The following is a 17,388-nucleotide window of genomic DNA, read 5'->3' on the forward strand; positions in this document are numbered from 1 at the left end:
GACCTCATGTGAGGTTCCGCTGGACGTGGTAGTGCCACCACACCAGGCCTCGCGAACTGCGGCGTTCGAAGGAGAGGCGATCTTATGGCTCAGGGCCTCGCACGCATCCAGGTGCGAGACCCTGAGCCGCGGCCCTCTACCATTCGGTCTGAATGGGGGTCACCAGCGGGAGTGGAAGTACAGGGCGTGGAAGGCGGCGCGCAGCGGGGCGGCTCCCGCGCCAGTGTCCGTCCAAGTGGAGCCGGCGTCATTGGAGTACGTCATCGCGTGCCTGCCCTTGGTCAGCACGCGCAGCTCGCTGTGGTCGATACCGGCTTCCTTGCGGTAGAGCACGATGTGACCGGCCACCCATCGCACCCTGGGCCATGAGCAGCGCGCCGATCCTGGTGCACCGGCCGTCGCCCACGGGTGGGCGTCGGGTCACCTGCTGCGGGCAGATTCTCGGGCTCGCGCACGGCGATGGGGCCACAGCACCGCTTTGCCGCCGTCGGGCGGCGAGCGACCGGAGTCGCTGTAGGCCCGGCCGGGTCCGCGCCCTGCGCCGGCGCGGTGACGCGTCGGCCGGCGCCGCCGGTGTGGCGGCGCCGGCCTGCCTGACGCGGCTGGTGGACGGGTCAGGCTGCCTTGAGCTGGGCCGCTATCCTCACGACGCGTTCGGCCTGGTGGCGGGCGGCGGCGCGGGTGGTGTCGTCCACCGGGTTCGTGCCCTGCCCGTCCACGTGCGAGGTGCCGTAAGGGTTGCCGTCGGCGAACTTGACCGGGTCCGTGAAGCCGGGGGCGACCACGATGCCGCCGAAGTGGTGGACGCTGGTGTAGAGCGCCTGGAGCGTCGTCTCCTGTCCGGCGTGGAGGGTCGCGGACGAGGTGAAGCCGCTGTAGACCTTGTCGGCCAGCTTCCCCTGTGCCCACAGCCCGCCGAGGGTGTCGATGAACTGCTTGAGCTGCGAGGAGAGGTTGCCGAACCGGGTGGCGGATCCGAACAGTACGGCGTCGGCCCACTCGATGTCCTCGGGTGTCGCCTCGGGGATGCCCGCGGTGGCGGCGTGGTTGGCTGCCCACGCCGGATTGGCCTCGATGGCCGCCCGCGGGGCCAGCTCGGCGGCCTTCACCAGGCGGACCTCGGCACCGGCCTTCACACCGGCATCGCGGAGCTCCTCGGCTATCTCGGCGATGGTGCCGGTGGAGGAGTAGTAGACGATCGAAAGCTTGACGGGAGTAGCCACGGCAGCGGCTCCGTTCCTTGTGGGGATTCTGGTGGGGTTGTCGCGAGACCGAACTAGACGACCGGTCCACTAATTCAAGGTAGACGACCGGTCCAGATGATTCAAGGCCGGGTGCCGCGGTTACGGCGGGAGCGACGAGGCCCGTGCGATCAGGCGGTGACGGCAGTCCTGCCCGGGTCGTTGGGGTGGGACTGCAGGACCGTCACCACCGAGGTCATCCACGGCCAGAGCGGCAGTGCGCCGAGCACCTTCTCGTACAGCTCACCCTCGTCGGCGGCCCGCCACAGACCGATGCTGCGCAGTTCGCCCACCGGGCGCCACAGCCTGACGAGGTGACCGGCCGCGGCCAGCTCCCCAGCCCTTACGGATTCCTCGGCGCGACGGCGGTCGACCTCCGCCGGGTCGGTGCCCTCGGGAACGGTGGTGGTGAGCTCGACCAGGAACTCCTTCATGGCACTTCTCCTTCTCTCTGCGGGGCCTACCGGCCCCTCGTGACGACGCACACGAGGCGGCGCAGCCGCCCTTCCGCGGGCGCACACCCTGCCGCCACGACGGTACGCACGCCTTTTGAAATATTTCGACCGGTCGTCTACTTTGACATAAGTGACCGGTCGGCTAGTCATCTCATCCTCATCTCCCTGGAAGAAGGTCATCATGAGCACGCAGGTTCAGAAGGTCGCGGTCGTCACGGGTGCGTCGCAGGGCATCGGAGCCGGGATTGTCACCGCCTACCGCAAGCTGGGCTATGGCGTCGTCGCCACCTCGCGCCGCATCCCCGCGTCGGACGACCCCGACGTCGTCACCGTCCAGGGCGACATCGCCGACCGCGCGACCGCAGAGCGCGTCATCGCCGCCGGCGTCGAGCAGTTCGGCCGTATCGACACGCTGGTCAACAACGCGGGGATCTTCGTCGCGAAGCCCTTCACCGACTACACCGAGGACGACTACGACGCGGTGCTCGGCGTGAACCTGGACGGTTTCTTCCGCATCACCCAGCTCGCGGTGGAGCGCATGCTCGAGCAGGGCGGCGGTCACGTCGTGCAGATCACGAGCACGCTCGCCGACCAGGCCAGCTCCAGTGTGACCTCCGTACTCGCCTCTCTGACCAAGGGCGGACTGCAGTCCGCCACCAAGGCGCTGGCCATCGAGTACGCCGGCCGCGGCATCCGCAGCAACGCCGTGGCGCTGGGCACCATCAAGACACCCATGCACCCCGAGGAGCATCACGCGGCACTCGCGGCACTGCATCCGGTCGGCCGTATGGGCGAGGTGAGCGACATCGTCGACGCGGTCGTCTACCTCGAGAACGCCCCGTTCGTCACAGGCGAGATCCTCCACGTCGACGGCGGCCAGAGCGCCGGGTACTGAGCGCGGGCACTCAACGCCTGGCTTCGCCCGCGCGGGCCCGAGGCGGGGCGCGCCACCGTGCCCGTGCCCTTGCCAGCCGCCCCGGAACCGGCTGCCGACGGCCCGGCGCCGACGACGAACCGGCCGGCACCGGCCCCCTCGGGGACCGGCCCGGGGCGGGCCACTGCCTCCTGCCGGACCAAGTCCGTCCCCATCTCACGAGGAGAGAAGACACTCCATGACCTCGCCACTCGACGGCCTCGCCGTGGACAACCCGGTTCTGGCCGCGCCGATGGCCGGCGGTCCCAGCACCCCCGCACTGGTCGTGGCGGCGGCCCGTGCGAACGGACTAGGGTTCCTCGCCGGCGGATACAAGACCGCCGACGCACTGGCCGAGCAGATCGCCGAGGTCCGACGCCACGACATCGCCTTCGGGGTCAACCTCTTCGCTCCCAACCCCCTGCCGGTCGATCCGGAGGCCTTCCGACGCTATGCCGCCGCGATCGCCCCCGAAGCCCGGGTCTACGAACTCGACATCCAGGCAGCGGAAATCGTCGAGGACAACGACCACTGGTCGGACAAGATCGACTTGTTGCTGTCCGCACCGGTACCGGTCGTCAGCTTCACCTTCGCCATCCCGGACACAGCCGTCATCGCCTCACTGCGCGCCGCCGGAACCCTGGTCGTCCAGACGGTCACGTCACCGGCGGAGGCCCGCCTGGCCGCGGACGCGGGCGCCGACGTACTGGCCGTACAGGCGTCGGCCGCCGGAGGGCACTCAGGCACACTCACCCCAGAACGTGTTCCGGCCTCCGTCCCACTGACCGATCTGCTGGGGCAGATACGGGAGGCGGTGTCGCTGCCGCTCGTCGCCGCGGGCGGGCTGGCCACCCCGGCCGGCGTGGCCGAGGCACTACGCGCCGGGGCCGAGGCGGTAATGGTCGGTACGGTCCTGCTGCGGGCGGACGAAGCCGGTACGTCGCTCCCCCACAAGGCGGCCCTGGCCGACCCGAAGCGCCGCCGGACCGTGGTGACCAGGGCGTTCACAGGCCGGCCCGCACGGGCTCTGGCCAACCGGTTCACCGACCACTACAGCGGCCTCGCCCCCTCTGGCTACCCCGCCCTGCACCATCTGACCAGGCCGATGCGCCAGGCCGCCGCCGCGGCCGGCGACCCCGAGCGGATCAATCTGTGGGCCGGGACCGGGTACCGCCAGGCCACCGCCGAGCCCGCCGCCCAGATCCTGCGGAGACTGGCCTCCCACGTCTGAACGCCCTCGGCGCCCGACGCACACCAAGGCACCGGCAGTCCGGGACCTCCGGGCCAACGGGACTCTGGCGCCCGACACTCCGACCCGCCGGCAGCGGACCGGGGCTCATGCCTCGGCCGCTGCCTCCTGCGGCGCCCGGGCGCCCAGCAGAGCCAGGCAGTTCGCCCAGAGAACGCTCAGCTGGGACGTGCTGTTGTAGAGCTTGGCGAACAGCACCTGTCCTTCGAGCTGCGCGACGACCGATCGCGCCGCCTCACGGGTGTCGGCGACAGTGACCTCGCCACGCTCACGCGCCTCGGCGACGACCGACTCCACCATGTCGACCTGGGCGTCGAAGATCTCCTGCAGGCGTCGGCGGATCGCTTCGGTCTGATTGCTCAGCTCCAACGTGAGGTTCCCGAACAAGCAGCCGGAGACGGTGCCACAGCTCTTCTGCCCCGCGCGCTGGATCGCCTCGGTCTCCTCGAAGAGCTGCCGCAGCCGCTGCAGAGGGTCGGCGTCGCCGCGCAGAACACGGGCCCACTCGCGACGCTGGTCGGCCCAGTGCTCGTCGAGCACAGTCAGCGCCAGAGCCTCCTTGGACTCGAAGAAGTAGTAGAAGCTCCCCTTGGGCACCCCGGCCGTCTTGCAGATCTCGGCCACGCCCAGCGCCGAGTAGCCACGCAGCTCGATGAGCGACTGCGCGGTGCTGATGATCTTTTCCCTGGCGTCACTGGTCCGTCCCATGGTTGCAAGTATACGACCGCTCGACTATTTTGTACTGGACCGGTCGGCTAGCAACTCCGCGGGACCACTCGGTCGCAATCCGCGACCGTCCGCAGCTGGAGCCGCTGCCCGCACACCCACGCGCAGATGAGAGCTAAAGCAATGACCCACCCGATGCATGACGTCCTTCGGCGCTGGAAGGCCGCTTTCGACGGCCACCAGCCCGACACCATGGCCGATCTGTTCACCCCGGACACCCTCTTCCAGGGCTTCGGACCCGCCGTCCTCACCGGCCGGGACGCGGTGCGGGGCTACTACACAGCCGTACCGGCCGACCGAAGGGCCGAGGCAACGATCCTGCACACATACACGATCGGCGAGCAGGTCGCCGGAGGCTTCGCGGACGTCACGTTCGGCGACGCGCACGACTGGGAGGCCCATGTACATCTGTCGCTGGTCCTCCGCCTCGACAACGCCGGCTGGCAGATCCGCCAGTACCACGTCTCCCGCGTCGACGCCGAGCACTAGGGCCTGCCTGGAGTCGTGATGACGTGGATCGAACATTCTGCGGCCACTCAACGATCACGCTTGACTGCTTTCCGTAAGCGCTCGCGAGAGCGGATCAGCGCCGAGATAGGGCACAACCTGTATGATTTCCGTGAGGACTGATTCGTCGGTTGCCGAACACATGTAGCAGAATGGCTGATTCTCGCCGCATATAACTCCCCGTCAATCACGATGTTTCAGCGCGCTGGTCAGTTCCCGATTGGCGGCCTGGGCCGCATCGGGCGTTGTCACGTTGTCGGGGGTATAGGCGTCTGGCGGTGCGTCAGGGCGTGGTCGAGGCGGCTGTCGGCTGTCGGTCAGGCCGTGGCGGGCAGGCCGGCGGTGCCGGTGATCTGGTCCCAGATCGTGAAGCGGACGGTCATCTCGAGGCGGTGGTCGGGTGCGGTGCGGTGGTAACGGCCGGGTCGGAAGTGGGGCGAGATACCGCTGAACGCGGCCAGGAATCTTTGGGCGCCACCGACGCTGCGGAAGCCCTTCATCGCGCGCTCGCGCTGCCTGGTGGGCTGGTGCGAGTTCTCCGCCCGGTTGTTCAGTCCTTTGTGGGAGCGGTGCTCGACCGAGGGCATCACCTCGCGGTGGGCGGCGCTGTAGGAGCGGAGCTTGTCGGTGACGACCACCCGCGGCACCGTGCCGGTCTCTTTGAGGAGTCTGCGGAAGAAACGCCTGGCCGCGGCCTTGTCGCGGCGGTTCTGGATCAGGATGTCGAGCAAGTTGCCGTCGACGTCGACGGCCCGCCACAGGTACTTCACCTCGCCGTTGACCTTGATGAAGACCTCGTCCAGGTGCCATTTATCGCCGGGCCGAGGACGGCGGCGCCGCAGGCTGTTCGCGTAGGCCTGGCCGAACTTCAGGCACCACCGGCGCACCGTCTCGTAGGACACCATGACGCCGCGCTCGAGCATCAGCTCCTCGACCTCGCGGAAGCTGAGCGGGAACCGGAAGTACAGCCACACGCAGTGGGAGATCACCTCGACCGGGTACCGGTGCCCCTTGTACGACGGCGGCGTACTGTCCACGGACAACCCCCTCCACCATGATCAACCCGAAGATCATCCCACCCGTCAGCCAACGTGACAGTGCCGTCCGTCGACCTGCGGCCCTTGAAGGCGGTCGCGGGCTCGGGGGGCAGCGGCTCCACCGCGGGGCCGGAGGGGATACCGACGACACGCGATCCGCGAGGTGACGGAATGTACGTCGCGGTCAACGGACCGGCGGCCGAGGCGGGTTGGGGCGACACTCTCCCCGCGGCGCGTGCGGTCAGGGTAAAGCGGTTGCTCGCAGGCGGACTGGTGACGATCATCATCACCGATGACTGGTGAACTTTCTTCTGTGAGGGGTCTGCGGTGACGATCGTGACGAGGGCTGACGGATTCGATCCGGCTTGCCTGGAGGAGGCCGTCTCCGCAGTGGCGCAGGAAAGGGGGTTCTCCGGCACGGTCCGGGTCACGCGTCACGGGGAGCCGGTATTCACCCGCGCGTTCGGGATGGCGTCACGGCGGTGGTCCATACCGAACACGTGCGACACGCGATTCCGGGTGGCGTCGGTGTCCAAGATGTTCACAGCGGTGGCCGTCCTGCAGCTCGTCGAGCGGAAGCAGGTCTGCCTCGACGACGCGCTGGTGGGCTTCGTGAAAGAGCACATGCCCCAGCTCGATCCGCGTGTCACGGTCCACCACGCCCTGACGATGACGGCGGGCATCGGCGACTGGTTCGAGGAGGGCAGCGACGACTGGGAGGCCGAATGGGCCGCCCTGACCTCCTCCCACCCGCTCTACCTGCTGCGGAGCAACAAGGACTACCTGTCGCTGTTCGCCGGTAAGCAGCCCCACTTCCCTCCCGGGGAGCGTCATCTGTACAACGGCGCCGGCTACATCCTGCTCGGCCTGCTCATCGAATCGGTGACCGGCCGCTCCTTCGAGGAGGTCATCGCCGACGATGTATTCGCCCGTGCCGGAATGAGCGCGGCAGGATTCCCGGCCCTGGACGACCTGGGGCCGGACATTGCCGAGGGATACCTCACCACCGCCGGCAGCCCCACCCCGTACCGGACCAATCACTACGCGACCACCCCCGGGGCCGCCGCCGACGGAGGGGCTACCTGTAGCGCCGCCGATCTGACGGCCTTCGCCCACGCACTGCGCCACGGGCGGCTGCTGAACGAGGAGACCACGCGCCTGGCTCTGACCCCGCAGGTCGACGAGCGTGAGGAGAAGGTCCGCGGCTACCAGTGGATGTACGGCTTCGGCCTCACCCACATCCTCGACGACGAAGGAACCATCGTCCGCTGGGGCCACACGGGCGAGGAGGACGGGGCCAGCGCCCGCCTCTATCACTACCCGCAGCAGGGCCTGGACGTCGCAGTCCTCGGCAACATCAGCTGGTGCGCCGGCGACATGGGGTGGGCCATCCACGACGCCCTGGTCGGCAACTGAGCAGCCGCGTGCCGCGTTCGCGACGCCGGGCGCTCAGCAGACCGGACAGGCATCGAAGGGTGGAACTGGACAGATCGAGCCCCAACAACAAGCTGAGATCTCTACCGAACCCGGGGTGCCTCTGTGTCTTGTCAAGTCCCTTGGATAGGGAGCGGCTTGGCTTTTCGCTCATCGGCGATCATGACGCGCCACACGTGGTCGGCCAGGCGGCGTTTCAGGCACCGCTTCGCTTCCTTCGGCGTCTTACCCTCGGAGAGTTTGCGCTGGTAGTAGGCGTGTCCGGGTGATTTCGGCATCCGTATCTGCACGACCGCGATGGTGTGGAGGACGGAGTTGAGCTGGCGGTCGCCGGAGCGGGAGAGCCGGTGGCGGGCTTTGTCCGCGCTGGCGATCTCCACCGGGGCGGCACCGGCATAGTTCGCGAATGCCGCCGAGGTGGAGAAGCGGTGAGCCCGTCCGGTGCGGCCGATCAGCCGAGCGGCCATGACCGGCCCGATGCCCGGGGTGTCCATCAGCGTGCTGCTCGATGCCTCTACCAGGCTCTGCATCCGGGCAGCGTTGTCCGTGAGCTGCTTGTCCAGTTTCCGGATCTCGGCGACCAGGTCCCAGGCGATGTCCTTCCGGACGGTCTCGATATCGCCGGCGGGGCGGACGGATCGCAGCAGTTTGGCGGCCAGGTCCGCGGACAGCTGTGGCGGGGCGCCGCCGGGCAGCAGGTCACGCAGCAGCGCGTGGAGCTGGTTGACCGTGCGCACCCGGGCCTGGGCCAGGTTCACACGCCGTTCGTCCAGGAGGGCCAGCGCCGTGGTGTGATCCTCGGGCGCGAGATCCCGCCCTTCTCCCTGCAGATAAGCAACGGTGGCTGCGGCCGCTGCGTCTATCTGGTCGTTCTTACGCCGTCCACCGCGGGAAAGTTCGCGCACCCGGCTGGTCGCCGCGGCAGGCACGTCGACGACGCTCTCACCGCGGGCGATGAGCCACTGGGCGAGATGCCGGCCCAGGCCGTTGGCGTTCTCCACAGCCCACTTCCGCTGTGGCCACCGCTTGGCCCAGGCCAGCAGCCGCCGGTAGTCCGCCAGACTGGCCTCGATCCGCATCGACCCGACCTGCTGGTTCGAGACCGGCTCGACGGCGGTGGCGGTGTGGGTGGACTTGTGTGGGTCGACACCGAGCAGTATCACGGGACCTGATTCCTCACAGTCGGACGACGGGGACAGCCACGGTCGACACGCCGACTTCCGGAACCAACCTGGCCGGGACACGCCTCTGCTGAGTCAGACCGCGGACGGACACCGGACCGGCGACATACCCCGGGAGAGCCAGCCCCGAAGAGCGGCAGACGGTTCACGAGTCACCCGGACTGGCGTCCTACGGCACGCTACGAGCGGCCAACCCGACCGCGTCCCGCTTTCCCCATATAAGTCGGCGGTTCAGACCTCCCCATTGCCTATTTCTTGGCAAACTCGATAACGGCTAACACCACTCCGACGACCCCTGCGATTTCAGCAGCTACGGTAAAAATAGAGCGCTTAGGGCCCTCGTCGATATTGTCCGGGTAGAGCCATACACCGACTGCCGCCAATAGACCGATGAAGATTGCTAGGGATCCGTCACCTTTATCCAAAGAATGCAAGACGAGAAATGTTGCGGTGCTAACTAAGAGGAATAACCCTACTTGCTTGTCAGTCACTGCTTCCCCCTCCGTCACAACCCCATGCGGCCGCCTTCTGGCTCCTGGCGAACAGCACAGACACCGGATCGTGCCACTCGGACGCTTGGTAGAGCTGAGCCGCCGTCACCTACCTGCATAGACTATTGGACAACGCCTTAGGGCTGTCCCGTATACGCCACCGCAGGCCAGCGCTCGGCACGTCGGGTGGCACGCATGCTGCTGGCCGCGCAACCGGAAGGAGCTCACGGAGAAACTCGAATTCGAGCATGAGCAGTGGTCGTATGCAAAGCACAGAGCCGACGGGTACACGCAGGACACCCTCTCCTTCAGCCTCACGTGATGCCGCGGCGCGCCGGGCCGTGGCCCGTTGCTATAAGAAGGGGCATGGGAATCTGGACCGACGCCTTCATCCCGCCCCCGGCACCAACTCTCGTGCGGTCGGAGGCGTTCGGCCGGCTCGCGGTCGAGCTGGCGCGAGAGCGTGTGGTCCGGACCCCGTGGGCGCTCCTCGCGGGGAACCTCTGCGTCAACGCGAGCCTCAACTGGGGCAGCGTCAGCGGCCAGGCCAACCGGGACCGGCCTCCCGTCGGTGCGGTGCTGCAGACCGAGGCGTACCCGTGGGACACAGAGGACCCGGACGACGCCCCCCGCCCCGGGGCCCCTCGCACGAGGAGGCCCGGCTGCTCGCCTCCGGCGAGAAGGTGCTCGACATCCTTCCGGCGCTGCGGGCCGCCCCGTACGGCGACGCGGACGTCGCCGTACTGGATCCTCAGCTCCCAGAGGAACTTCTTCGAGTTCCCCTTCGGCATCCGGCAGATCTCAATTCCAAGGGGGCGCCACGCCGTTCGTGCCCTTTCTGGCCCTGGGTCACGTCGAAAGGGCTCTGACTGATCCCCCGCCTCCGTGAGACTTCGGGCCCGGCCTTCCGCTCCGTCGAAGGACCGGGCCCGTGCCGTGTGCCGGCCCCGTACGACCGGTCTTGCCCGAAGTCCCCTTTTCCCCTGCCCCAGCAAAGACCGGCCCATGTCAGCCATCCCACTGCCGGCGCTTCCGCCTCAGTGAGGCAGCTCGGTGTCGAAGAGCTTGGTCACTGAGGTGACGAGCATCAAGGCGTACACGGTGTTGATACGCGAGTACTGGGCCTTGGAGACTCCGTGGGCACTGGGGTGTCTACCGAACGTGCGGGGGATCCCTCTCTGTCAGCCTTGGGTGAGACATCCCGTTCTGCGGGGTTAGCCTGAGAGGGCACGACAGGAGAACCGTCCCTTATGCCCAGTACAGAGCCCGTCGGGTCCGAGCCGGCGCCGAGGCCGAAGCGCCGCACTTTCACCTCGGAGTACAAGCTGCGAATCGTCGCCGAGTACGACGCCGCGCCCAGGAACGAGAAGGGTGCGGTCCTGCGCAGGGAACGGCTCTACCACTCGCATGTCAAGGAGTGGCGGGCCGCCCGGGATGCCGGGGCCCTGGAAAACCTGGTCGACCGCCGGACCAGCCCGGCCCGTGCGAAGAAGTCCGCCGCGGAGGTGGAGAACGAAAAGCTGCGGCAGCAGGTGGAGCGGTTGCAGAGGGACCTGGCACGGAACAAGGCCGCACTCGAGGTGATGGGAAAAGCTTCCGCGCTCTTGGAAATGATCTCCGAGAGCGCGGACTGAAGCCTGCCGCCGACCCTGTCGTGGACGAGGCGTTCACCAGCGTCGAGGTTCAGCTGGGCATCACGGCCGCCTGTCGGCTGACCGGCCGCTCCCGCGCCACGCATTACCGTCGGCTCCGGCCCCCACCACCACGCAGAACACGTGCCCCACAGATGCAGCCGTCGGCCCTGACGGCCGAAGAGCGTTCTGCGGTACTCGAGTTGATGAACGGCGACGAGTACGCCGAGCTGGCGCCCGCGCAGATCTGGGCCCGCGAGCTGGATGCCGGGCGCTATCACTGCTCCGTCTCGACGATGTACCGGATCCTGCGCGAGCAGGATCAGTCCGGTGAGCGCCGACGGCAGGCCACCCATCCCGCCAAGGCGGTGCCCGAGCTGGTCGCCACCGGGCCCTCGCAGGTGTTCACCTGGGACATCACCAAGGCGGCCGGGCCGGCCAAGGGCGTCTGGTATCACGCCTACGTGATCATCGACATCTTCAGCCGGTATATCGTCGGCCACACCGTCGAGCGAGCCGAATCAGCTGTGCGGGCCGAGGAGCTGATCCGCGAGACCATCGCCCGCAACGGCATCGTGCCCCAGACCGTGCACGCGGACCGCGGCACCTCGATGACGTCGAAGAAGGTCTCCCAACTACTGATCGATCTGGGCGTGACGCGGTCGCACTCGAGGCCGAAGGTCTCCAACGACAACCCTTACAGCGAGGCCCAGTTCAAGACCACGAAGTACATGTCGGATTATCCTGAACGGTTCGATTCGCTGGCCCACGCCCGCGAGTGGTTCGACGCGTTCATCGCGTATTACAACCATGAGCACCGGCACTCGGGTATCGGCTGGCACACACCAGCCTCCGTCCACTTCGGGACCGCCGAGGAAGTCCGCGACCAGCGCGCGGTCACCCTCGCCGAGGCATACGCCCGCCACCCCGAACGCTTCGGCCGCCGCCCCAGACCACCCGAGATACCCCAGACGGCCTGGATCAACGACCCGGCCAAACGCAGGGAACCCGCACCACAAACCTCATAGCGTCACGACCGTCTCACTGGACTTGAAATCTTCCGATCGTGCCTCCGTTCGCCGGGAAGTACTTGGCGTGCGCGTACCAGACAGGGGCGAACGTGCAGGCCGTCCTGAACTTGTAGGCGTCCAGCTTGAACTTGGCACCATTCTTCTTGAAGTCGTTCCTCGTGAGCTCGACTCTCAGTGCCTGGCTGAGGTGGCGCTGGAGGATGGAGTCAAGCAGGTTGGTCGCCAGGGCCTGGGCCGCGCTGGTGTGGCCGTCCCGCAACGCGTCCACGACGTCCAGGGCGAAGCTACGGACATCCTGAAGGTCGGGGTGCCTAACCTCTTCCAGGGCATCCTCGCAGCTGTTGACGATGCCATTCCAGCGCTGCCCGATGAGCCGTCTGCGGGCAGCGGCGTCGGGAGCCTCCAGGAGAACCTGAACCGTGCTTGGTCCGGGAACCCACATGAGCGGGATCCCCTCATCGACAAGGAGCGTCTCCATCTCGTCGAGCCTGGGCGCCAGCTCTCGCAGGTTCTCCGGGTAGATACTCCGGGCTGCTTCGGCCAGCGAGGAGAAGACCTGGTGCCAACGCGCGGTCTGGAAGGTCGCAGCTGTAAGCGGTGCGAGGGCCCGTGTGATCGCGTCGTTGAAACCAGTCAGGTCAACCATGTCGAAACGCATGGCCTCTACCGCGGCGGTGAGTTCCGAGGTTGGGATGGCCACACGTGGGACGGCAAGCCCGGCAACGAGCCTTGACAGATGACTCTGCTGCTCACGGTACGGATTGAGGATCGACTTGTAGAAGCCAGACAGGTCCGGCAGGACAATCCGGGAAAGGTCTATTCCTCCGAGCGTCTCGTCCTCCGGCTCCGGCTCCGGCTCACACTGCTTGTTCATGGCCGCATGCTCGCATATCGCAGACAGGGCAAGTCACCTATTTTCGGCAGCATCCAGAGCCCTGCCCTCGAACCACAGACACGGCGTTCCAGTCGTCGAAGGTGCCGGTCATGTAGTGGCCGACGAGCCGGGACCTGCTGTCGGGCTCACCGGCACCGGCATCTTCATCAGCCTCACCTACGGATCCCTCATCGCCTCGTCCGACGGCCACGGCTTCACCTACTGGCTGTTCATCACCATGCTCGTCGCCTGCAACATCGGTGCCTTCTGTGTGACTCTCTACGTCCTCGTCCGCGGCGCGGTCGGGCGCCGTCGAACCTGGGTGGATTCACTGCCCGAGTTCCTGGTCCCCACCGTGGTCACAGTCAAGGACCGCCAGGTCACCCAGATGCTGCCGTTCGACAAGGCTAAGATTTTTCCCTACGCCTACCGACACACCTACGCTCAGCGGCACGCTGACGCCGGCGTCGCTCCCGATGCTCTGCAGTCACTCATGGACCATCGTCAACTGACGACCACCCAGCAGTACTACCGGAACTCTCAGGAATTGCATCAGACGGGCGAGAAACCGCAGGTCGCGAGGTCAGGGCGGGGCCTGACAAGGACTCCATCCTCCTGCAACTTGGCGTCCTGAGCTGGGAGTTTGGCGATCAGATCCCGTCTGATGCAGGATTTGCCCTCTGAAGGGGAGGGTGAAAGTGGGTCTACAGCGACGTGCCGACCTGGCGGGGGCGGCTCAACTGGAGCTGGTCTCCGGGGTGGCCCAGCTGCGTCCACAGGACGCGATGGTCGAGGCGATGGTGCGGGGCTGGAGGGCCCAACAGGCCGCTCGTGGGCTCCGCGAGGACACGGTCACCGCCCGGGAACGACTCGTACGCCGGTTCCTGGAGTACACCAACGAATATCCGTGGGCCTGGGCTCCTGGCCATGTGGACGAGTGGTCACTGTGGCTGACCAGCGAGAAGCACCTCGCGCCGTCCACGATCCGCAGCTATCAGGGCAGTCTGCGCCTGTTCAGCGAGTTCTTGATCGACGGTCGTTACGGCTGGTCGGTGGCCTGCGAGGACGCCTTCGGCACTCACCCGGTGGCCATCTGCCACCGGGTGGAACACCATCGCCCACCTCAATGACTACGAGGGGCGCCCCGAGGCGAGGCCGTTCACCCGCGAGGAGATCCAGCGCTTCCTCGACTACGCCGACGACCAGGTCGAACGGGCGGTCCGGGCCAAGCGCAAGGGAGCCCTCGCCGCCTACCGCGACGCCACCCTCTTCAAGGTCATCTACGGGTGGGGTCTGCGCCGGACCGAGACATCGAAGCTGGATGTGGTGGACTTCGGGCGGAACGCGAAGGCTCCGCAGTTCGGCCGGTACGGCACACTCAACGTCCGCTACGGCAAAGCGAAGAAGGGTCAGCCACCGCGTCGTCGGAACGTGTTGTCGGTGATGGACTGGGCGGTGGATGCGGTCGCCGACTACGTGGAGAACGTACGGCCGCGGTTCGGCTGCGAGGACCACCCCGCGTTGTGGGTGACCGAGAGGGGCGGCCGGGTCAAGCCGGCGGAGATCAATGCCCGGTTCGTCGCCTACCGCGACGCACTGAAGCTCCCGAAGGCGCTGACGGTCCACTCCGCTCGCCATTCTTACGTCACCCACCTCACGGAGGACGGGGTTGACCGGCGGTTTCTGCAGCAGCAAGTCGGTCACGAGAATGACAGCTCTACCGCCATCTACACCCACGTCAGCGACGACTTCATGAACACGATGCTCCACAAGGCACTTGCTCCCGCGCTCGCCCCGATCCCCGCAGACAAGGACCGCTGATGGCCGCGAAGCTCGACTACCACTGGCACCTGCGCAAGGTCATGGCCGACCGTGGGCTCTTCTCCACCACCGACCTCATCCCGCTACTGGACAAACGGGGCATCACCCTGTCGTCCAGCCAGGTCTACCGGCTCGTCGTCGAGCGCCCCGAGCGGCTCAGCCTGAAGATCCTCATGGCCCTGCTCGACATCCTTAACTGCACCATGGACGACCTCATCGAGCCCGTCGCCGCAGCAGGTTCCGGACCAACTACCCGGACAAGGAAGGCCGTTGGTGCCGAGACAGGTGTCGGTGACCTGCGACCCAAGCGAGCCCGCATCCGCGGTCTCGAGCGGCCGTGACCACACCCGGGCTCCCCGATCGGGCCGTCTGCGACCCGATCGGGCTCATCGTGGACCTGGTCGCGGCCGTCGAACATCAGCTGGAGCCTGACCGGATCCGTGCCGTGGTCGCCAGCGTCGCGGGCGGCCGCTCGAAGTCACGCCGCCTCGCGGCACATCTCTCTGAGCATCCTCGCGTGCTGAACGACGGTCGCTCGCCGGCGCCCAGGGCCGTCGGCGACCTGCTCATCGCCCTGCGTGAGGCCGGGGCCCAGAGGGTCTCGCCGCCGTGTTGCGCCGAGTGCGGCAGGCAGATGCGAACTCTCCAGCGCCGCGGTCAGGACTGGTACTGCTGGAACTGCGGGCCGCAGCCCGAGCCATGTGCTGCCTGCGGAAACGCCCGCCGGGTCGCTTCACGCGACCGGGCCGGGCGGCCACGATGCGGCAAGTGCCCGGACACCGACGGACGTGACCCCATCGCAGTGATCGGCGCCCTGATCGCCGCGCTGGACCCGCAGGCCGGACGAGAGACGATCGCCGACGCGGTCCGCCGATCGGCGCCTCGTCCCTCCTACCAGCAGAAACTCGCCTGGACCCTGGAATCCAACCCCGCTCTGTTGACCGGGGAAGGCCACCTTGCACCCCACCGCGCGGTCCTCAAACTGATCGACCTGCTGCACGAGGCCGGCATCGCCGGGATCGTCCGGCCCTCCTGCCCCGGCTGCCACAGAGTCGTACGCATCGACAAGCCTCTGGACGGAAAGCGGGTCTGCCGCATGTGCATCTCCCACTCCCGCATCGAGGAGTGCTCGGGATGCGGAGCCCGCCGAGAGCCCGCCACCCGCGACGACCAAGGCCGGCCAGTGTGTCCGAACTGCCTGGTCAGTGCCCCGGCGAACCTGGAGACCTGCATCAACTGCGGCCGGCGAAAGGTCGTGAACACCCGCACACCGGACGGTCCGCTCTGCGCGAGCTGCCCCTCTTTGCCCACCGCGACTTGCAGCATCTGCGACGCGGAAAAGCCCTGCGGCACCTCCCGCACCACGGGTCGGCCATGGTGCCTGGACTGCCAGCATCGCTCAGCGCCGTGCTCGGCCTGCGGCGGCGTCGCGGCGGTCGTCTCCGGCACTCTCGACCAGCCCCTTTGCACGGACTGCACCGCGCTTGAGGTCTGGCACACCTGTCCCACCTGCAGCGATCCCGACTACCCGCACCCCGGCCAGTGCGCTCGCTGTCTCATCAACCGGCGCCTCAACGAGCTCCTGGGCCCTCCATCCGATGCCCTCCACCCCGCTCTCGAAGTCCTGCGGAACAACATCGCCACCGCCGAGCACCCCATCACCGCCAAGCGGTGGCTGAACAAGCCGTCCGTGTCTCCGGTTCTGGCCGACCTCGCGGCCAGCAGACGAGCCCTGACTCACGAGGCCCTCGACGAGCTGCCCGACAGCCCACCTCTCGCTCACCTCCGCCAAGTCCTCGTCGGCGTCGGTGCACTGTCCGAGCGGGACGAGTACATGGTCCGCCTCGAACGCTTCCTCACCGGCCTTCTTGCATCACAGCAAGACCCCGAACAGCGCAAAGTCCTGCACCGGTACGCGATATGGCACCTGGTCCGGCGACTACGTCGACGCAGCAACAGCCGACCCCTGACCCCGCAGCAGTTCATGTCCGCGCGTCAACGAACCCACGCGGCCGTCGCCTTCCTGACCTGGCTGAAAGCTCACGACCTCGCCTTGGAGACCTGCCAGCAGGCCGACCTCGACCAGTGGCTCACCGACGACTCCGCCACCTACCGCCACACGGCCGGACACTTCATCCGCTGGGCTCGCACCAACAAGCTCACCACCGTCCACGTCCCCGCCGTCCGCTGGCACGGCCCCACCCAGCCACTCGATGACGAGCATCGATGGAACGTCGCACGCCGACTCCTGCACGACGACACCCTCAAACCAGAAGACCGCCTCGCAGGACTCCTTCTCCTCCTTTACGCCCAAGGACCGTCAGCGATCAGCCGGTTGACCACCGAGGACGTCGAGGCCAGCGCCCAGGAAGTACGTCTCCACCTTGGCGATGCCCCCGTCCGGTTGCCCGAGCCCGTCGCCGCACTGGCCCGCCTGGTTGCCGCGAACCGCAAGGGTCACGCCACCATCGGGGCCTTGACTCCGTCTCCATGGCTCTTCCCTGGCGGCCAGCCCGGACGGCCGATCAGCACCACACAGCTGACCCAGCGGCTGAACCAGCTCGGGATCCGGCCCAATCAGGCCCGCAGCACCGCGCTCTTCCAGCTCGCCACCGAGATCCCGGCCGGGATCCTCGCCCGCACGCTCGGCATCCACACCGATGTCGCTGTCGCCTGGCAACGTCTCTCCGCGGGCGACTGGGCCACCTACGCAGCCGAGATCAGCCACAGAACAAGTCGCCACGACCACGAAATCGCGTCCGGCGACCGGTGCCGCGACTCACGACACGAATGAGAT

General features: G+C 67.4%; 20 protein-coding genes. 12 read left to right on the forward strand and 8 right to left on the reverse strand.

Annotated features, from left to right (window positions below; translation table 11 throughout):
• Positions 1-159: 159 nt before the first annotated feature.
• The 3 genes from OG978_RS00290 to OG978_RS00300 form a co-directional block, all read right to left on the reverse strand.
• Positions 160-348, reverse strand: coding sequence for a hypothetical protein (locus tag OG978_RS00290; protein WP_326763273.1), 189 nt, complete (start codon positions 346-348; stop codon positions 160-162).
• Positions 349-614: 266 nt separating this feature from the next.
• Positions 615-1,223 (reverse strand): NAD(P)H:quinone oxidoreductase, encoded by a 609-nt coding sequence (gene wrbA, locus OG978_RS00295; protein WP_326763274.1) that lies wholly within the window; start codon positions 1,221-1,223, stop codon positions 615-617.
• Between the two features lie 149 nt (positions 1,224-1,372).
• Positions 1,373-1,675: a muconolactone Delta-isomerase family protein gene (locus OG978_RS00300; protein WP_326763275.1), complete on the reverse strand. Its 303-nt coding sequence runs from the start codon at positions 1,673-1,675 to the stop codon at positions 1,373-1,375.
• A gap of 202 nt (positions 1,676-1,877) precedes the next feature.
• Here OG978_RS00300 and OG978_RS00305 point away from each other — a divergent pair, with 202 nt between their 5' ends.
• On the forward strand, positions 1,878-2,591 hold the full coding sequence (locus OG978_RS00305; protein WP_326763276.1) for an SDR family NAD(P)-dependent oxidoreductase: 714 nt from the start codon (positions 1,878-1,880) through the stop codon (positions 2,589-2,591).
• Positions 2,592-2,808: 217 nt separating this feature from the next.
• Positions 2,809-3,840, forward strand: a complete 1,032-nt coding sequence (locus tag OG978_RS00310; protein ID WP_326763277.1) for a nitronate monooxygenase — start codon at positions 2,809-2,811, stop codon at positions 3,838-3,840.
• 105 nt (positions 3,841-3,945) lie between these two features.
• Here OG978_RS00310 and OG978_RS00315 read toward each other — a convergent pair whose 3' ends face one another.
• Positions 3,946-4,566: a TetR/AcrR family transcriptional regulator gene (locus OG978_RS00315; RefSeq protein ID WP_326763278.1), complete on the reverse strand. Its 621-nt coding sequence runs from the start codon at positions 4,564-4,566 to the stop codon at positions 3,946-3,948.
• Between the two features lie 153 nt (positions 4,567-4,719).
• Here OG978_RS00315 and OG978_RS00320 point away from each other — a divergent pair, with 153 nt between their 5' ends.
• Positions 4,720-5,073 (forward strand): nuclear transport factor 2 family protein, encoded by a 354-nt coding sequence (locus OG978_RS00320; protein WP_326763279.1) that lies wholly within the window; start codon positions 4,720-4,722, stop codon positions 5,071-5,073.
• Positions 5,074-5,408: 335 nt separating this feature from the next.
• Here the strand turns inward: OG978_RS00320 and OG978_RS00325 are convergent, their stop codons facing one another.
• On the reverse strand, positions 5,409-6,128 hold the full coding sequence (locus tag OG978_RS00325; protein ID WP_442817630.1) for an IS6 family transposase: 720 nt from the start codon (positions 6,126-6,128) through the stop codon (positions 5,409-5,411).
• 171 nt (positions 6,129-6,299) lie between these two features.
• Between OG978_RS00325 and OG978_RS00330 the strand changes: the two genes are divergently transcribed.
• Together OG978_RS00330 and OG978_RS00335 are read left to right on the forward strand one after the other, a co-directional pair.
• On the forward strand, positions 6,300-6,431 hold the full coding sequence (locus OG978_RS00330) for a hypothetical protein (RefSeq protein ID WP_326763281.1): 132 nt from the start codon (positions 6,300-6,302) through the stop codon (positions 6,429-6,431).
• Between the two features lie 87 nt (positions 6,432-6,518).
• Positions 6,519-7,544, forward strand: a complete 1,026-nt coding sequence (locus tag OG978_RS00335; RefSeq protein WP_326769879.1) for a serine hydrolase domain-containing protein — start codon at positions 6,519-6,521, stop codon at positions 7,542-7,544.
• Positions 7,545-7,675: 131 nt separating this feature from the next.
• Here OG978_RS00335 and OG978_RS00340 read toward each other — a convergent pair whose 3' ends face one another.
• Positions 7,676-8,725 carry an IS110 family transposase gene (locus tag OG978_RS00340; protein WP_326763282.1) on the reverse strand — a complete coding sequence of 350 codons (1,050 nt, stop codon included), beginning with the start codon at positions 8,723-8,725 and terminating at the stop codon, positions 7,676-7,678.
• A 266-nt stretch (positions 8,726-8,991) separates the two neighbouring features.
• Positions 8,992-9,234 (reverse strand): hypothetical protein, encoded by a 243-nt coding sequence (locus tag OG978_RS00345; protein ID WP_326763283.1) that lies wholly within the window; start codon positions 9,232-9,234, stop codon positions 8,992-8,994.
• A 1,250-nt stretch (positions 9,235-10,484) separates the two neighbouring features.
• Between OG978_RS00345 and OG978_RS00350 the strand changes: the two genes are divergently transcribed.
• Positions 10,485-10,868 carry a hypothetical protein gene (locus OG978_RS00350; RefSeq protein WP_266726502.1) on the forward strand — a complete coding sequence of 128 codons (384 nt, stop codon included), beginning with the start codon at positions 10,485-10,487 and terminating at the stop codon, positions 10,866-10,868.
• A gap of 20 nt (positions 10,869-10,888) precedes the next feature.
• Positions 10,889-11,893, forward strand: coding sequence for an IS3 family transposase (locus OG978_RS00355; RefSeq protein ID WP_326763270.1), 1,005 nt, complete (start codon positions 10,889-10,891; stop codon positions 11,891-11,893).
• 13 nt (positions 11,894-11,906) lie between these two features.
• Here OG978_RS00355 and OG978_RS00360 read toward each other — a convergent pair whose 3' ends face one another.
• Complete coding sequence (locus OG978_RS00360; RefSeq protein ID WP_326763284.1) at positions 11,907-12,770, reverse strand: hypothetical protein; 864 nt, start codon at positions 12,768-12,770, stop codon at positions 11,907-11,909.
• A 115-nt stretch (positions 12,771-12,885) separates the two neighbouring features.
• Here OG978_RS00360 and OG978_RS00365 point away from each other — a divergent pair, with 115 nt between their 5' ends.
• From OG978_RS00365 to OG978_RS00385, 5 genes are all read left to right on the forward strand, one after another.
• On the forward strand, positions 12,886-13,404 hold the full coding sequence (locus OG978_RS00365; RefSeq protein WP_326763285.1) for a tyrosine-type recombinase/integrase: 519 nt from the start codon (positions 12,886-12,888) through the stop codon (positions 13,402-13,404).
• A 64-nt stretch (positions 13,405-13,468) separates the two neighbouring features.
• Positions 13,469-13,900 (forward strand): hypothetical protein, encoded by a 432-nt coding sequence (locus tag OG978_RS00370; protein ID WP_326763286.1) that lies wholly within the window; start codon positions 13,469-13,471, stop codon positions 13,898-13,900.
• A 43-nt stretch (positions 13,901-13,943) separates the two neighbouring features.
• Positions 13,944-14,591 (forward strand): tyrosine-type recombinase/integrase, encoded by a 648-nt coding sequence (locus tag OG978_RS00375; protein WP_326769880.1) that lies wholly within the window; start codon positions 13,944-13,946, stop codon positions 14,589-14,591.
• Positions 14,591-14,932: a helix-turn-helix domain-containing protein gene (locus OG978_RS00380; protein WP_326763287.1), complete on the forward strand. Its 342-nt coding sequence runs from the start codon at positions 14,591-14,593 to the stop codon at positions 14,930-14,932. Before OG978_RS00375 ends, OG978_RS00380 begins: the two co-directional genes overlap by 1 nt.
• On the forward strand, positions 14,929-17,385 hold the full coding sequence (locus OG978_RS00385; RefSeq protein WP_326763288.1) for a site-specific integrase: 2,457 nt from the start codon (positions 14,929-14,931) through the stop codon (positions 17,383-17,385). The genes OG978_RS00380 and OG978_RS00385 overlap by 4 nt, the downstream gene beginning before the upstream one ends.
• Positions 17,386-17,388 lie beyond the last annotated feature (3 nt).

This window comes from Streptomyces sp. NBC_01591 (assembly GCF_035918155.1).
Classification (GTDB): domain Bacteria; phylum Actinomycetota; class Actinomycetes; order Streptomycetales; family Streptomycetaceae; genus Streptomyces.

Excerpts from the sequence above, each read along its gene's own strand:
- OG978_RS00300 (WP_326763275.1), bottom strand. The coding sequence starts at position 1,675 with ATGAAGGAGTTCCTGGTCGAGCTCACCACCACCGTTCCCGAGGGCACC.
- OG978_RS00305 (WP_326763276.1), top strand. The coding sequence starts at position 1,878 with ATGAGCACGCAGGTTCAGAAGGTCGCGGTCGTCACGGGTGCGTCGCAG.
- OG978_RS00310 (WP_326763277.1), top strand. The coding sequence starts at position 2,809 with ATGACCTCGCCACTCGACGGCCTCGCCGTGGACAACCCGGTTCTGGCC.
- OG978_RS00315 (WP_326763278.1), bottom strand. The coding sequence starts at position 4,566 with ATGGGACGGACCAGTGACGCCAGGGAAAAGATCATCAGCACCGCGCAG.
- OG978_RS00320 (WP_326763279.1), top strand. The coding sequence starts at position 4,720 with ATGCATGACGTCCTTCGGCGCTGGAAGGCCGCTTTCGACGGCCACCAG.
- OG978_RS00330 (WP_326763281.1), top strand. The coding sequence starts at position 6,300 with ATGTACGTCGCGGTCAACGGACCGGCGGCCGAGGCGGGTTGGGGCGAC.
- OG978_RS00350 (WP_266726502.1), top strand. The coding sequence starts at position 10,485 with ATGCCCAGTACAGAGCCCGTCGGGTCCGAGCCGGCGCCGAGGCCGAAG.
- OG978_RS00360 (WP_326763284.1), bottom strand. The coding sequence starts at position 12,770 with ATGAACAAGCAGTGTGAGCCGGAGCCGGAGCCGGAGGACGAGACGCTC.
- OG978_RS00380 (WP_326763287.1), top strand. The coding sequence starts at position 14,591 with ATGGCCGCGAAGCTCGACTACCACTGGCACCTGCGCAAGGTCATGGCC.